The 15,115-nt window shown below is 39.7% G+C and carries 15 protein-coding genes; 10 read left to right on the forward strand and 5 right to left on the reverse strand.

The genetic code is table 11. The features are described from left to right. Positions 1-16 precede the first annotated feature (16 nt). Complete coding sequence (locus ACTHOQ_RS04900) at positions 17-559, reverse strand: helix-turn-helix domain-containing protein (RefSeq protein WP_440494559.1); 543 nt, start codon at positions 557-559, stop codon at positions 17-19. A 267-nt stretch (positions 560-826) separates the two neighbouring features. On the opposite strand from ACTHOQ_RS04900, the gene ACTHOQ_RS04905 reads away from it, so the two are divergent. Beyond that, positions 827-1,255 carry a TlpA family protein disulfide reductase gene (locus ACTHOQ_RS04905; protein ID WP_440494560.1) on the forward strand — a complete coding sequence of 143 codons (429 nt, stop codon included), beginning with the start codon at positions 827-829 and terminating at the stop codon, positions 1,253-1,255. Positions 1,256-1,314: 59 nt separating this feature from the next. Continuing rightward, positions 1,315-1,977 carry a potassium channel family protein gene (locus tag ACTHOQ_RS04910; RefSeq protein WP_440494561.1) on the forward strand — a complete coding sequence of 221 codons (663 nt, stop codon included), beginning with the start codon at positions 1,315-1,317 and terminating at the stop codon, positions 1,975-1,977. A 67-nt stretch (positions 1,978-2,044) separates the two neighbouring features. Here ACTHOQ_RS04910 and rnjA read toward each other — a convergent pair whose 3' ends face one another. Both rnjA and ACTHOQ_RS04920 read right to left on the reverse strand, forming a co-directional pair. Beyond that, the gene (gene rnjA / locus ACTHOQ_RS04915) at positions 2,045-3,712 is read right to left on the reverse strand and encodes a ribonuclease J1 (RefSeq protein WP_440494562.1); all 1,668 of its coding nucleotides are present in this window, start codon (positions 3,710-3,712) and stop codon (positions 2,045-2,047) included. Between the two features lie 5 nt (positions 3,713-3,717). After that, positions 3,718-3,927, reverse strand: coding sequence for a DNA-dependent RNA polymerase subunit epsilon (locus tag ACTHOQ_RS04920; protein ID WP_440494563.1), 210 nt, complete (start codon positions 3,925-3,927; stop codon positions 3,718-3,720). Positions 3,928-4,270: 343 nt separating this feature from the next. Between ACTHOQ_RS04920 and ACTHOQ_RS04925 the strand changes: the two genes are divergently transcribed. Further along, the gene (locus ACTHOQ_RS04925) at positions 4,271-5,041 is read left to right on the forward strand and encodes a Cof-type HAD-IIB family hydrolase (RefSeq protein WP_440494564.1); all 771 of its coding nucleotides are present in this window, start codon (positions 4,271-4,273) and stop codon (positions 5,039-5,041) included. A gap of 348 nt (positions 5,042-5,389) precedes the next feature. Here ACTHOQ_RS04925 and def read toward each other — a convergent pair whose 3' ends face one another. Next, complete coding sequence (gene def / locus ACTHOQ_RS04930) at positions 5,390-5,947, reverse strand: peptide deformylase (protein WP_440494565.1); 558 nt, start codon at positions 5,945-5,947, stop codon at positions 5,390-5,392. 384 nt (positions 5,948-6,331) lie between these two features. Between def and pdhA the strand changes: the two genes are divergently transcribed. The 7 genes from pdhA to ACTHOQ_RS04965 all read left to right on the forward strand — a co-directional run bounded on the left by pdhA (position 6,332) and on the right by ACTHOQ_RS04965 (position 13,526). Next, positions 6,332-7,447, forward strand: a complete 1,116-nt coding sequence (gene pdhA / locus ACTHOQ_RS04935) for a pyruvate dehydrogenase (acetyl-transferring) E1 component subunit alpha (RefSeq protein ID WP_440494566.1) — start codon at positions 6,332-6,334, stop codon at positions 7,445-7,447. Between the two features lie 3 nt (positions 7,448-7,450). Further along, entirely contained in the window at positions 7,451-8,428 is a 978-nt protein-coding gene (locus tag ACTHOQ_RS04940; RefSeq protein WP_440494567.1) for an alpha-ketoacid dehydrogenase subunit beta, read from the forward strand. A gap of 18 nt (positions 8,429-8,446) precedes the next feature. Continuing rightward, complete coding sequence (locus tag ACTHOQ_RS04945) at positions 8,447-9,835, forward strand: dihydrolipoamide acetyltransferase family protein (protein WP_440494568.1); 1,389 nt, start codon at positions 8,447-8,449, stop codon at positions 9,833-9,835. A gap of 4 nt (positions 9,836-9,839) precedes the next feature. Next, a complete protein-coding gene (gene lpdA, locus ACTHOQ_RS04950) occupies positions 9,840-11,252 on the forward strand; it encodes a dihydrolipoyl dehydrogenase (protein WP_440494569.1) in 1,413 nt (470 codons plus the stop codon). Between the two features lie 394 nt (positions 11,253-11,646). After that, complete coding sequence (locus ACTHOQ_RS04955) at positions 11,647-12,279, forward strand: hypothetical protein (protein WP_440494570.1); 633 nt, start codon at positions 11,647-11,649, stop codon at positions 12,277-12,279. Between the two features lie 181 nt (positions 12,280-12,460). Next, positions 12,461-12,874: a CidA/LrgA family protein gene (locus ACTHOQ_RS04960; RefSeq protein WP_440494571.1), complete on the forward strand. Its 414-nt coding sequence runs from the start codon at positions 12,461-12,463 to the stop codon at positions 12,872-12,874. Further along, positions 12,837-13,526: an LrgB family protein gene (locus ACTHOQ_RS04965; protein WP_440494572.1), complete on the forward strand. Its 690-nt coding sequence runs from the start codon at positions 12,837-12,839 to the stop codon at positions 13,524-13,526. The genes ACTHOQ_RS04960 and ACTHOQ_RS04965 overlap by 38 nt, the downstream gene beginning before the upstream one ends. Positions 13,527-13,566: 40 nt before the next feature. Here ACTHOQ_RS04965 and ACTHOQ_RS04970 read toward each other — a convergent pair whose 3' ends face one another. Then, on the reverse strand, positions 13,567-15,036 hold the full coding sequence (locus ACTHOQ_RS04970) for an aminotransferase class I/II-fold pyridoxal phosphate-dependent enzyme (protein ID WP_440494573.1): 1,470 nt from the start codon (positions 15,034-15,036) through the stop codon (positions 13,567-13,569). Positions 15,037-15,115 lie beyond the last annotated feature (79 nt).

Consider the following 15,115-nt stretch of genomic DNA (forward strand, 5'->3'; position numbering starts at 1 on the left):
AAAGTAACCTCCAGAATTATAAGTATGATTGCGTTGCGACGAGGAGTAGCTTAGTTATTCCGTTGTGCGCATTGAAAATTTGATGATTGGAAGATGCTTCGTAATATACAGCATCTCCTTCACCAGCAATAAATTCATCATTGCCGAGAACAACCCGAATTCGCCCATTTAACACATAAATGAAAGTTTCCGCCAATGATGGCTCAAATGGTTTGAATTCCGCATCTTTTTGCAATGTAATGAAAACCGGCTCCATTTCTTTTTCATTGGATGTAGGGATGAGCCATTCGATTTCATATTTTTTGTCATGATCAATAAAACTCGTTCGATCATCTTTCGTGAATACAATTTTTTCATTTTCCTGCTCGTCATCAAAAAAGTCTCGTGGCCTGCACCCGAGAACTTCCAATAAGTTGAATAATGTTTCGATTGAAGGTGAATTTAAATCGCGTTCTAATTGTGAAATATAGCCTTTTGTTAAATCAGTGCGCTCCCCAAGCTCTTCTTGGGTAAGACCTTTTTTTATGCGCAAAGCTTTGATCTTCGTACCAATTTGCATGTAGTCACGCCCCTTATATTAATAACTAGTATAGTTTACTAATGATAAACATCCAGTAAGGAAGTTTACTTTTACAGAACTTCAAGTTTACGAAAGCATTAATAATTATACATAATATCGCCATATTTTCAAGTGTCTTCGCAAAATATATATGGAAATATGCAATGGGTGATTTATCTTCATTCAGCAAATGCATTTTGCACCATAAGCGAAGCGGCAGGTACAGAAAAAACATTGCATACATATGTTACAACGAGGAGGGTGTGAATGAGGATTCGAACAACAATGCCGTCGTTGAGCGGTGCGACGAAAATACTAAATCGGAGCAATATGAACGAAGGCAACGCTACAGCGACATTAATTTATTTTTGGTCGATGAGCTGTCCGCAATGCGAGCAATCAATAAGAAATTTGAAGCAACTAGGAGATGTATTCAATGATCGATTAACTATCGAAGCGATTCATATGCCAAGAGAAGAACTTGATTATTCTTCAGATTTAGTAAGAGAAAAAATAAAGCAGTTGGAAATAACATACCCTATTCATCTGGATAATGAACTTCAAATTAGCGATAAATTCGGAAACAAATTCGTTCCAGCCTATTATTTGTTCGATCAACAACAGCAATTACGCTTTTATAAGGCAGGGTATTTATCAACAAAATTACTGCAACAGAAAATCGAGCGTATAATATAGTGACAACACATAAATTATTGCGTTAAAATGTTGGCAACTGAATGTTCGGAGGAGAGACGATGAAAAAAGAATTTGTAGTAATAGGATTAGGGCGCTTTGGAGGAAGCATTGTACGTGAACTTGTTAAACAAGGGGCGAATGTCATGGCGATTGACACAGATAGTGAACGTGTCGATGAATTCGCCCGTATCGCGACACAATCAGTAGTAGCGGATACGACAGAGGAAGAAACAATTAAATCACTCGGTCTATGGAATTTCGAGCATGTCATTGTTGCGATTGGCGAAGATATTCAGGCGAGTATTTTAACGACTTTAATTTTAAAGGAACTTGGTGTAGCACAAATTACAGTGAAAGCCCAAAACGATTACCACGAAAAAGTGCTGCGTAAAATTGGTGCGGACTTTGTCGTGCATCCTGAACGCGATATGGGTATTCGAATCGCAAATAATATGATGTCGAATAGTGTGCTAGATTATTTGGAACTTTCTGGTGAGCATTCAATCATGGAAATTAAAGCGAATGAAAATATTGCAGGACATTCATTAATTGAACTCGATGTACGCGCAAAATACGGTGTGAACATTGTCGGGATTACACGTGGGGAAGAAATTATGATATCCCCAGCGGCAACAGAGCGTATTCAACTAGGGGATGTGCTATTGATGATAGGAGCAGATGTCGACATTAACCGTTTTGTAAAGAAGGTTATTCAAGGGTAGGAAACAGATAAGCATAAGCTGAATATAAAAACCAAAAACCCGCCTACATAAAGTAAGCGGGTTTTGCTTATACTTCCATAATGATTGGTAAAATCATAGGACGACGTTTCGTTTTTTCGTATAAGTATGGGCCTAATACATCGGTAATTTCATTTTTCAAGTCATTCCATTGTGTATCTTTTTCCTGAATTGTGCTGTTTAAATGATGGTTCAGCATTTTTTGGGCTTCGTTAATCATCATGCCTGATTCACGCATGTACACAAATCCGCGGGAAATGATATCGGGACCTGAAACGATTTTGTTTTTAGCCATATCGACACTTACGACAACGATGACTAAACCTTCCTCTGAAAGAATGCGGCGATCGCGCAATACAATATTGCCGATATCCCCGATTCCATTACCATCAATATACACATCGCCGGAAGGAATGCGGCCTGCAACATGTGCTTCATTCGCACTTAATGCAAGAACATCCCCATTTTCCATAACGAATGAGTTTTCTATTGGCACTTCACAAGCTTCGGCTAATTCTGTATGAATCTTCAGCATCCGGTATTCACCGTGAATCGGCATGAAGAATTTCGGCTTCATTAAACGAAGCATAAGCTTTTGTTCTTGCTGAGAACCGTGACCTGAAGTATGGATATTATTTAATGCGCCATGGATAACTTCTGCACCCGCGCGGAATAATAAGTTAATGATTTTGTTTACACTCATCGTATTGCCCGGTACTGGAGAAGATGAGAATACTACTGTATCACCTGGCTGAATTTGAATTTGACGATGTGTGCCGTTTGCAATGCGCGATAAAGCAGCCATTGGTTCACCTTGGGAACCGGTACATAAAATCATTACTTCATTTGCAGGCAAACGGTTCAAACTCTGTACATCAACAAATGTTTCTTTCGGTGCTGTAATATAGCCTAATTCGCGCCCGATTGTAATCGCATTGTCCATTGAGCGACCGAACACGGCAATTTTGCGTCCGTATTTTACAGCCGCATCCGTCGCTTGCTGGAGACGATGGATATTCGATGCAAATGTCGCGAAAATAATACGCCCGTCAACTTTGCGGAAAATTTCGTCAATACTTTTTCCTACTGTGCGCTCAGACATAGTAAAATCGGTCTTTTCGGCATTTGTACTATCAGAAAGTAAACATAATACGCCATCGCGTCCGATTTCAGCCATTTTCGTCAAGTTGGCAGGCTCGCCAACTGGAGTGAAATCAAACTTGAAGTCGCCAGTATGCACGATATTGCCAGGAGGCGTTTTTATAACAACCCCATACGCATCCGGGATACTATGTGTTGTACGGAAAAAGCTTACGGCTGTTTTACGGAATTTAATCACATCGTCCTCTTTAAATTCGATTAATTTCGTTGAACGTAATAAGCCGTGCTCTTCCAATTTATTGCGAAGCAGTCCTAATGCAAGCTTCCCGCCATATACCGGAATATTTACTTGACGTAATAAATAGGGTATGCCACCGATATGATCTTCGTGGCCATGTGTTATAAATAAGCCTTTAATTTTATCTACGTTACGTACTAAATACGTATAGTCTGGAATTACATAGTCAATACCAAGCAAGTCGTCCTCAGGGAATTTAATACCTGCGTCAATTAAAATGATTTCATCTTGGAATTGTACTGCATATGTGTTTTTGCCGATTTCGCCCAGTCCGCCGAGTGCGAATACAGCTGCTTGATCATTCTTAACGAATTTCATAACAATTAAGCGTTCTCCAGACTGAAATTCGGGCTATTTTGTTCATACTCTAAGTAGTTGCCTTCTAGAAGCTGAACAAGTTCGATATTGTAGTTACGGTCTTTTAAATAGTGACGTACTTCACGCTCTGACGACGCCTCTAAATAAAGTGTTTTTGTGTTTTCGCGAACTGGAATCTCAGTGATGCTTTCTTGATAATAAATTTTGTAAATCATAGTTACTCTCCTTTAATTACGAACGTTATTACTGCATTCTCTCATAAGTGTAAAAATGCATTTCCTTTATCTTATCACGGGAGTCCTTTAAAATAAAGAAAAGCCCTTCAAATTCATGAACATAGCGATGATCATCAACCCAAAAAAATGGCACGTCCTTTAAACAGGGCGTGCCACTCTAAATGAAAAGTGTTAGGCAATTAATTTTTTTCCGAGGATGCCATTTAATCGTTTCCGCCATTTCTTTTTGAGACGTTTTAACATAGGTCATCACTCCTCATGTTCATTATACGAAATATTCAGTTTTTTGTAAAGGGTTCATAAAAACAAAGGAGAGATCAAATTGAAAAAAATATTATTTTTCGATGTGGACGGCACGTTGTATAACTCTAATAAGGAGTTGCCCAAGTCGGCTAAGGAAGCGATTTTTAAAGCGCGCGAAAACGGGCATGAAATCGCGATTGCAACAGGACGCGCGCCATTTATGATCCAAGATTTGCTGGAGGAATTGCAAATTGATACATATGTGACATTTAACGGTCAATACGTCGTTTATAAAGGTGAAGTTGTTTATACAGATCAAATCGACAATGATACATTAACCGAAATTCTGGAATTTGGCGCACAGCGGAATCATCCGTTAGTTTTCCTGAATGAAAAGGAAATGATTGCTTCCGAAAGCGACTATGAAAGTGTGGAAAGCAGTTTGTCAACACTTCAATATCCATATCCGCAAATCGATCCGAAGTATTATTTGCATACGCCGGTTTATCAGACACTTGTATTTATAGAAGAAAAAGATCAGCCGATTTATGAGCAGCAATTCCCAGAAGTTCAATTTATCCGTTGGCATCCTTTTTCTTGTGATGTGCTGCCGGATGGTGGTTCCAAGGCAAAAGGTATTCGAAAATTGCTGGAACATATTGATTTTCCGGTAAAGGATGTTATTACATTTGGCGATGGATTAAACGATATTGAAATGCTTTCCGAGTTTGGCTATAGTGTAGCGATGGATAATGGACATGCACGGGCGAGGGAAGCGGCCTCAATGATTACAGGACATGTAGACAAGAACGGTTTGGCTGACGCAATGAAAAAATTGAAATTGATATAGACAGACAGGTTAGGAAAAGCGTTGTGAAAAGGTTTCTGCACAGCGTTTTTTTGTTGTTAGTATGGGATGTTGATTTTATTTGAACAATGTCAATGCTTATTGGAAAATCAGATATTGATATTAGAAAAATGGAAAGGATTTTTAGAACATCGCGCTGCTATCTTAGAAAAATCAGCAGTTATTTTAGAAAATCCCATTTTTATTGGAACTTTTAAAAGGATATTAGAACATTTACGATTTTATTAGAACTTTCATAAGCTGAGACCACTTTCTTCTATTCTTTTCTATGGTAACAGATTCAAAAAAAGACCCCATTTTCGCCGCTAACGAAAATGGGGTCTGCAAAAGTTATTCTCTTCCGAATGGAATGCTGTTTTCCAATTGGATAAACGGATCTTTTTCATCGATGCGATCGTAAAACATTACCCCGTTTAAATGATCAAGTTCGTGCTGGAACGCGATTGCGGGAAGACCGGATAAACGCATTTTTTTTTCTTCTCCGTCCACCGTCATGAATTTTACAGTAATACGTGCATAGCGATAGACATAACCTGGCACGGCGCGATCTACAGATAAGCAGCCCTCACCGCTTGTTATATAAGTCTGTTCAACAGAATGGCTTACAATTTTCGGATTAACTGCTACAAAGCTGATCAGTTCGCCGTTTTCATGTTCCAAATGCAGCGCAAACATTCGTTTTAAGCTGTTCACCTGGTTTGCTGCCAAGCCAATACCTCCGCGTAAATTATATTTTTCAGCAATTTCGGGATTTTGGCTATTAATTAAATACTGAAGCATATCTTCAGCTAATTGACGATCCTCCGCACTTAATGGAAAAGTAACTTCCTCTGCGCGTGTCCGTAAAGTAGGGTGCCCTTCCCGAATAATATGTTCCATTAAAATCATGTGAAACTTCCTTTCAGTTCAAACTTATAAAAACAAGTATACACGACTCTCGATAATGGAAGTAGAAAAAACTTCGGATGAAATAAATTATTCAATAATACCGATTTAAGGTTTCATTAAAAGGGAATGAATGAAACGGTGGGGGTGTTATTGAGCGGATAACAATAAATTGTAAGGAAATTTCCTATTATAGTACAGTTATGAGTTGTGTATATAACAGTTAATGTAACTGTACTATTTTCGCTGAAGTTAAGAAAAATCTTTAATTAAGATGATAAACAATGATTGACCGATAGAATTTTATTCATTATACTCGGTTTAGAGCAACATTGTACTAGTGAAAATTATAAAATTTTTAATACAGTTCAAAAGGGGATGTAAACAATGACAGAAAAAATGATGAATCAATTGGACCCAGCTGGAACATTACAGGAAATTGAAAGCAAGTTTGAAATGTTCCAAATTTTAAATGAGCAAGGTGAAGTAGTAAATGAAGCGGCGATGCCGGATTTAGCTGACGAGCAATTAGTTGAATTGATGGAACGCATGGTTTACGTACGTATTTTAGATCAACGTTCGATTTCATTAAACCGCCAAGGCCGTTTAGGTTTCTATGCACCAACTGCAGGTCAGGAAGCTTCACAGCTCGCTTCACACTATGCTTTGGAAAAAGAAGACTGGATTTTGCCGGGCTACCGTGATGTCCCGCAAATCGTAATGCATGGTTTACCTTTATGGAAAGCGTTTTTATTCAGCCGCGGTCACTTCATCGGTAACCAAGTTCCGGAAGGGGTAAATATTTTAGCGCCGCAAATTATTATCGGTGCCCAATATATTCAAACTGCCGGGGTAGCACTTGGCTTGCAAAAACGAGGGTCAAAAACAGTGGCGATAACGTACACAGGCGACGGCGGTTCTTCGCAAGGTGATTTCTACGAAGGAATCAACTTTGCGGGTGCATTTAAATCACCGGCAATCTTCATCGTACAAAACAACCAATATGCGATTTCAACACCGCGCGAACTGCAGACAGCGGCAAAAACAATCGCTCAAAAAGGCGTGGCAGCAGGTATTCCATGTGTGCTAGTGGACGGTATGGACCCATTGGCGGTATATGCAGCGACAAAAGATGCCCGTGATCGTGCAATCCGCGGTGAAGGCCCAACACTAATCGAAACAATGTGTTACAGATATGGCCCGCATACGATGGCAGGGGATGACCCGACACGTTACCGTACAACAGATACGGACAATGAATGGTCAGCAAAAGATCCATTGGTGCGCTTCCGTAAATACCTTGAAGGAAAAGGCTTATGGGATGAGAAGAAGGAAGAAGAAGTAATTGAGCGCGCAAAAGAAGAAATTAAAGATGCAATTAAACAAGCAGACCAAGCGCCAAAACAAAAAGTTACGGAATTAATGGATAATATGTATGCTGAGGAAATGCCAGCTAACTTAAAAGAACAATATGCGATTTATAAAGAGAAGGAGTCGAAATAAGCCATGGCACAAATGACAATGATTCAAGCAATTACAGATGCATTACGCTGCGAATTAAAAAATGACGAGAACGTTTTAGTATTCGGTGAAGATGTTGGTGTAAACGGCGGGGTTTTCCGTGCAACAGAAGGTCTTCAAAAAGAATTCGGCGTTGATCGTGTATTCGATACGCCACTTGCAGAATCAGGAATCGGTGGTTTAGCAATTGGTTTAGCGTTAACTGGATATCGCCCAGTACCTGAAATTCAATTTTTCGGCTTCGTATTTGAAGTAATGGACTCTATCAGTGGGCAATTGGCACGTATGAAGTATCGTTCAGGCGGCACGTATAATGCACCTGTAACTATTCGTTCTCCATTCGGCGGCGGGGTTCATACACCGGAAATGCACTCGGATTCTTTAGAGGGCTTAATGGCGCAATCACCAGGTTTAAAAGTTGTCATTCCATCAACACCATATGACGCAAAAGGTTTAATGATTGCATCGATTCGCGATAATGACCCTGTTATATTCTTAGAGCACTTAAAACTTTACCGTTCGTTCCGTGAAGAAGTTCCAGAAGAGTCGTACACAATTGAAATCGGCAAAGCAGATGTAAAACGTGAAGGGAAAGATCTTTCAATTATTGCTTATGGTTTAATGGTCCATGAAAGTTTAAAAGCGGCAGAGGAGCTTGAAAAAGAAGGCTATTCGGTCGAAGTAGTGGATTTACGTACAATCCAGCCATTAGATATCGAAACGATTATCGCATCTGTTGAAAAAACTGGTCGTGCAATCGTTGTTCAAGAGGCGCAAAAGCAGGCAGGCATCGCGGCAAATGTTGTCGCGGAAATTACAGAGCGTGCAATTCTTTCATTGGAAGCGCCAGTATTGCGTGTTGCTGCCCCGGATACAATTTATCCATTCCCGCAAGCAGAGGGTGTATGGTTGCCAACGTATAAAGATGTAATGGAAACTGCAAAGAAAGTTTTAACATTCTAAGAATTGAGGGTGAGATAAATGGCATTTACGTTTCGTTTACCAGATATCGGAGAAGGTATTCATGAAGGGGAAATCGTCAAATGGTTCGTTAAACCGGGCGATCAAGTGAAAGAGGACGATATTCTAGCAGAGGTTCAAAATGATAAAGCAGTAGTGGAAATTCCGTCACCAGTTGATGGCACAGTAGAAGAAATCTATGTGGAAGAAGGCACGGTGGCGATTGTCGGCGATGCATTAATCCGATTTGATGCACCTGGGTATGAAGACCTGAAGCTAAAAGGTGATGACCACCACGAATCAAATGAATCAAGCAAAACAGAAGCACAAGTACAGTCTACTGCTGAGGCTGGCCAAGATGTGAAAAAAGAAGAGACTAAAACAGATAAAAATGCAGATGCTGCTCAGCCTGAAGCACCAGCTGAAACAGAAAAGGCTGCACCTCAAACCGAAGAGGATACTTCCAACAAACGCATTATCGCAATGCCTTCTGTTCGTAAATATGCACGTGAAAAAGGTGTTGAGATCCAGCAAGTATCAGGCACAGGTAAAAACGGCCGTGTGCTGAAAGAAGATATCGAAAGCTTCTTAAACGGCGGTCAACAATCGGCTTCTGAAAATGCAGAAGTAAAAGAAGCGCAAGATATTGAAGCTGCAGATAAAACGGCGAATGCAAAACAGGCTGCTCCAGTCGCTCTTGAAGGGGAATTCCCAGAAACACGCGAAAAAATGAGCGGTATGCGTAAAGCAATCGCAAAAGCGATGGTACATTCGAAGCATACAGCACCGCACGTGACGCTAATGGACGAAGTGGACGTAACAGAGCTTGTTGCCCATCGTAAACAATTCAAGGATATTGCGGCAGAGCAAGGTGTTAAATTGACGTATTTACCGTACGTTGTGAAGGCTTTAATCTCGACATTACGCAAATATCCTGAATTCAACCGTTCGCTGGATGACGCGACACAGGAAATTATTCAAAAACATTACTATAATATAGGTATTGCGGCTGATACAGAAAAAGGTTTATTAGTTCCTGTAATAAAGCATGCTGACCGCAAGTCGGTATTTGGCTTATCGCAGGAGATTAATGAGCTTGCTGTAAAAGCGCGTGATGGTAAGCTGGCACCGCATGAAATGAAAGGTGCATCAATGTCGATTACAAATATCGGTTCCGCTGGTGGACAATGGTTCACACCGGTAATTAACCATCCTGAAGTGGCAATCTTAGGAATTGGGCGTATTTCAGAGAAACCAGTAATAAAAAATGGTGAAATTGTAGCAGCACATGTGTTAGCATTATCATTGAGCTTTGATCATCGAATGATCGATGGAGCGACTGCACAAAACGCTTTAAATCATTTAAAACGTTTATTAAGTGAGCCGCAACTTTTATTAATGGAGGCGTAAAAAAATGGTAGTAGGAGATTTTCCAATCGAACTAGATACTCTTGTAGTAGGTTCTGGCCCTGGAGGTTATGTTGCAGCAATCCGTGCAGCACAAACTGGTCAAAAAGTTACAATTGTTGAGCGTGGAGCATTAGGCGGCGTTTGTTTAAACGTAGGCTGTATCCCATCTAAAGCTTTAATTTCAGTAGGTCACCGCTTTGAGAATGCAAAACATTCTGATGATATGGGTGTTACTGCATCTGAAGTAAAGCTGGATTGGTCTAAAGCACAGGCATTCAAAGATGGCGTTGTCAAAAAATTAGTAGGCGGCGTTGAAGGCTTATTAAAAGGAAATAAAGTAGACATCGTAAAAGGTGAAGCATATTTCGTGGATGCAAACACTGTACGTGTCATTGATGGTGATAACGCACAAACTTATACATTCAAAAATGCAATTTTAGCGACAGGATCTCGTCCAATCGAAATCCCTACATTCAAATTTACTGAGCGTGTAGTAAGCTCAACTGGCGCTTTATCATTCCCGGAAGTTCCAGGTAAATTAGTAGTGATCGGTGGCGGTTACATCGGTACAGAGCTTGGTTCTGCTTATGCTAACTTAGGTTCTCAAGTAACAATTATCGAAGGCGGTAAAGATATTTTAGCTGGCTTCGAAAAACAAATGACGCAAATCGTTAAAAAAGGTCTTAAGAAAAAAGGCGTTGAAGTTGTAGTTAACGCATCTGCTAAAGGCGTAGAAGAAAACGAAACTGGCGTAATCGTTACTTATGAAGCAGGCGGCGAAGAGAAAACTGTTGAAGCAGATTACGTATTAGTGACTGTAGGCCGTCGTCCGAATACGGATGAAATGGGCTTGGAAGAAGTAGGTATTAAATTCGCAGAGCGCGGATTATTGGAAGTAGATAAACAAAGTCGTACTTCAGTATCGAACATCTATGCAATCGGTGATATCGTTGCAGGTCCGCAACTTGCTCATAAAGCTTCTTATGAAGGTAAAGTTGCTGCAGAAGCAATCGCTGGTGAACCATCAGTAGTTGACTATTTAGCGATTCCGGCAGTATGCTTCACAGATCCGGAAATGGCAACTGTAGGCTACTCTGAAGAGCAAGCAAAAGCGGAAGGTTTAGAAGTGAAAGCTGCTAAATTCCCATTCGCTGCAAACGGTCGTGCATTAGCATTGAACGAAACAGAAGGTTTTGTGAAACTAGTAGCGCGTAAAGAAGACGGCTTATTAGTTGGTGCTCAAATCGTTGGTGTTGGTGCTTCTGATATGATCGCTGAAATGGCAACTGCTATTGAAGGCGGCATGACTGCAGAAGATATCGCATTAACAATTCACGCACACCCAACTTTAGGTGAAATTACAATGGAAGCTGCTGAAGTTTTACTAGGCAACCCAATTCATATTGTAACTAAATAAATCTTATGCTTATAAAAAGGGGCGTCCGAAAAGCCATTTTCGGATGCCTTTTTTTGCGATGGCAGGAGTATGATTTTCGCTTTTCATGCAGCTTTTCTCTTTAAAGAAAATGCACATTAGTTAAGGTGGAAGCCTGCAAAAAAGAAGTATAAAATGTTGACCGGGAAAATTAATGCACATAGAAAAACTGCAAATTATAGGTTTTTAAATTGAGTAATTTGGTTATATATAACTGAATGAGTCGATTTTATATTAGGGGAAATTAAGTCGAAAATCCCATTTATAGTATATAGGCTTACAAAAAGTACATAAATTTACTTATCGCTTTAACATGTTGGATAGGGAAACATTTATTGTTAATGTGCGGTTAATTGATTAAGGGAGCTGGCAACTTATGAGTCATCAGAATAAGAGGAAGAATTTAAAATGCAAGTGGATATCAACGGTAGTTTTGTTAGAAGACATGAGGGAAATAGAACGAGAGGAAATGGCGGCAACGGACCGTTTTCCTGCTGCTGCTTTAGATATATTAATAATGAAACTGTTGGAAGTACAAAAAAATGAATTTACAAAAGATTCTTATGAAACATTGCAAAATACTATTTTAAAAGCGCTTAATACGAAATCAGGGGAGGTAGCCCAAATCTTTAATGAACTCCTTACAGCCGCAGGGAACCTTCAAATAAAGCATGCAAACGAACAGCGGCAATATGCTGATAAAGAAACAATAAATGAATCCCCGCGTCAAACTGCTGCATCCATTTTACAAAAGGCGTTGCAGGCCATCGTATTTAATGTGAATCAATTCCCGTATGATCAAATGACAGACGTATATGTAGAGCAAGTAAATAGGTCATTGCGATCTGCGGATGAAGCGGTCAAGGAAAAAGCGGAGAAACATGAGTTGAAATTGGCATTTATGAGTGTTTTAGCATCATTGATGAATGTTCAATTATTGGAGAAAAATGAAATGGAAGAACAGTTGACGACACCAAAAAACCTAGAGAGAGTCGAAAGAAATAGTTGATGGCATGGGAGAAAAGGGTGGAATTTGAAAGCTATCTTGTAGAAATAATTGACAGGATAGCTTTTAATTTTGCGTAAAAGTAATCGAAAAATAGAAGATGTCTACATTATAGTGAGAAAATAAAATAGACAGAAATTTCTAATAGTCGTACAATGAAACTGTACAAAAGGAGGGGGAGTAATTGAACATTATTCGTACAATAGCTCAAATCGGAATTATTATTATATTTTATTTAATAGGGGAATATATTGTCTCAATTACTGGAATTATTATACCGGGAAGTATTATCGGGCTGGTTTTATTATGGTTTGCCCTATATTTTAAACTGTTAAATGTGAAATACATACAAAAAGGCGCTAGTTTTATGCTTGCTTTTTTAACATTGTTTTTTATCCCCTCTACTGCTGCGGTAATCAATTATCCGGAATTGCTTACAAAGTCAGGGGGGCTCCTTGTTTTGGCTGTAATAATTAGTACGATTATTTCATTGGTCATTACGGGGAAAGTGAGCAAAATGATCGAAAAGAAAGAGCAACAAATTAAGGAGGAAAGAAATATTGTTACATCTGCTGCAAATCCTATTCATCATAAGTAGCACAGTTCTCCTTTTTATACTGCTCAATAAGCTTTATTTAAAGGTAGGAAACCCGTTTTTGCTTCCTATATTAACGGCGACATGCATTACTGTATGCATTTTATTAATATTTAATATTCCATATGAAACTTATATGGAAGGCGGTCAATGGATTTCGAAAATGCTCGGTCCTGCAGTCGTAGCATTAGCCTTTCCGTTATATAATCAGCGGGAAATTATTTTCAAATATAAATATTCGATTGTTATTAGCATCATTATTGCGATGCTTGCAGGTCTTATAAGTGTTGTTGCATTGCTTTTGCTATTTGGGTCGGGTAAAGAGTTTTTATCTACTTCATTGCCTAAATCGCTGACAACACCTGTAGCGATGCAAATAAGTGAACTTATAGGCGGTGTAGCTCCTCTTACTGCTGTGTTAGTAATGGTAGCAGGGTTTACAGGGGCGATTTTAGGTCCGGTTTTATTTAAAGTATTCAAAATTGATACAGCGATTAGTCGAGGTGTCGCGATGGGCAGTGCCTCACACGGCGTTGGCTTAACGAAACTTAAGGAATATAGCGAAGAGGATTTATCCATTGGCTCATTATCAATGGGTTTAAGTGCGGTCGTAGGTGCGTTTATTATCCCGATTGTTTCAATTTACTTATTTTAAAAAAGACAGACGACACGGAAATGGTCGTCTGTCGAGCGTGTCAATAAATCGCTTTTCGTTCTTTGATCACACGTATATTTTGCAGTGTACTGTCTTCCGGGCCTTGAACAGGGAGACCTGCTTCAATATTCATTTTAATAAAATCAATATTGCTTTGCGTAATTATTTCCCCGGGAATAAAAATTGGAATTCCAGGCGGGTAAACCATTATAAATTCAGCGCAAATATAGCCTTCTGCCTGTGCAAGCGGGATGCTTTCCGTTTGTGCATAAAAAGCATCGCGCGGCGTCATGGCAAGTGCAGGAATTTCAGGTATTTGCACATTTGTTTCTGTAATCGTCGCTTCAGATTCAAATGTTTTCGACATGCGTGTTAAAGCATTGATCAGTAAATTGATTTCTTTTTTCGAATCACCGATTGTCACTAAACATAAAATATTGTATAAATCCGATAACTCGACTTCCAAATTAGCGTTGAGACGCAGCCATTCTTCCGCAATATGCCCTGTGATGCCTAAGTCTTTCACACATATTAACAGTTTTAATGGGTCCATATCGAATGTTGCGGAAGTGCCTAGTTTTTCGCGCCCTACACAATGAAGATGGGGAATCGCATTAATACGTTTACGGGCGTCTTTCGCTAAGCGAATTGCGTCGTCCAGCAAATCATTGCCATGTACGGCTAATTGGCGACGTGCTGTATCCAGAGATGCTAACAAAGGATACGAAGTCGATGTCGTTGTTAACATCGAGAACACAGCTTGTACACGCTTTGCGGAAACGAGCCCTTCTTTTACATTTAATACGGAGCTGCCTGTCATCGAGCCACCTAGCTTATGTGTGCTCGTAGCAGCCATATCGGCCCCTGCCTGCATTGCGGATAATGGCAGTTCGTCATGGAACTTAATATGGACTCCATGTGCTTCATCCACAATTACAGGAATATTTCTAGCATGTACAATATCCACGATGCGTTTTAAATCGGCCACAAATCCAAAATAAGTTGGGTTAATGACCAATACAGCTTTTGCATCCGGATATTTTGTTAGCGCGCGTTCAACAGATTCAGGTGAAATGCCGTGGGAAATACCAAGCTCACTATCCACTTCCGGATGGATAAAAATAGGGATAGCACCTGCGAAAACAATCGCTGACATAATCGATTTATGTACATTCCGCGGTACTATTATTTTATCGCCTGGACCAACGACGGTCAGAATCATCGTCATGATGGCGCCACTAGTACCTTGCACGGAAAAAAATGTATGGTCGGCACCAAAGGCTTCAGCAGCAAGGTTTTGCGCTTGCATAATCACACCTTTAGGAGCGTGTAAATCATCTAGTGGAGCAATATTAATTAAATCAATTGATAAAACGTTGTCGCCTACAAATTCTCGGTAAGCTGGATCCATTCCCTGCCCTTTTTTATGACCTGGAATATGGAACTGAATAGGATGTCTGTTGCGATGCTTAAGTAATGCATCAAACAAAGGAGTCTCTAACTGTGACAACGCAGGTACCACCTCACAATATTGTAATTTTTAAAAACAAGTGAATTATAGCACCTATTAAAGTTGCTGACTATATAAA

It is taken from the genome of Solibacillus silvestris, from assembly GCF_051967575.1.
Lineage (GTDB): Bacteria > Bacillota > Bacilli > Bacillales_A > Planococcaceae > Solibacillus > Solibacillus silvestris_B.

Excerpts from the sequence above, each read along its gene's own strand:
- ACTHOQ_RS04955 (WP_440494570.1), top strand. The coding sequence starts at position 11,647 with ATGAGTCATCAGAATAAGAGGAAGAATTTAAAATGCAAGTGGATATCA.
- ACTHOQ_RS04905 (WP_440494560.1), top strand. The coding sequence starts at position 827 with ATGAGGATTCGAACAACAATGCCGTCGTTGAGCGGTGCGACGAAAATA.
- ACTHOQ_RS04920 (WP_440494563.1), bottom strand. The coding sequence starts at position 3,927 with ATGATTTACAAAATTTATTATCAAGAAAGCATCACTGAGATTCCAGTT.
- ACTHOQ_RS04940 (WP_440494567.1), top strand. The coding sequence starts at position 7,451 with ATGGCACAAATGACAATGATTCAAGCAATTACAGATGCATTACGCTGC.
- ACTHOQ_RS04910 (WP_440494561.1), top strand. The coding sequence starts at position 1,315 with ATGAAAAAAGAATTTGTAGTAATAGGATTAGGGCGCTTTGGAGGAAGC.
- pdhA (WP_440494566.1), top strand. The coding sequence starts at position 6,332 with ATGACAGAAAAAATGATGAATCAATTGGACCCAGCTGGAACATTACAG.
- def (WP_440494565.1), bottom strand. The coding sequence starts at position 5,947 with ATGATTTTAATGGAACATATTATTCGGGAAGGGCACCCTACTTTACGG.
- ACTHOQ_RS04900 (WP_440494559.1), bottom strand. The coding sequence starts at position 559 with ATGCAAATTGGTACGAAGATCAAAGCTTTGCGCATAAAAAAAGGTCTT.
- ACTHOQ_RS04945 (WP_440494568.1), top strand. The coding sequence starts at position 8,447 with ATGGCATTTACGTTTCGTTTACCAGATATCGGAGAAGGTATTCATGAA.
- lpdA (WP_440494569.1), top strand. The coding sequence starts at position 9,840 with ATGGTAGTAGGAGATTTTCCAATCGAACTAGATACTCTTGTAGTAGGT.
- rnjA (WP_440494562.1), bottom strand. The coding sequence starts at position 3,712 with ATGAAATTCGTTAAGAATGATCAAGCAGCTGTATTCGCACTCGGCGGA.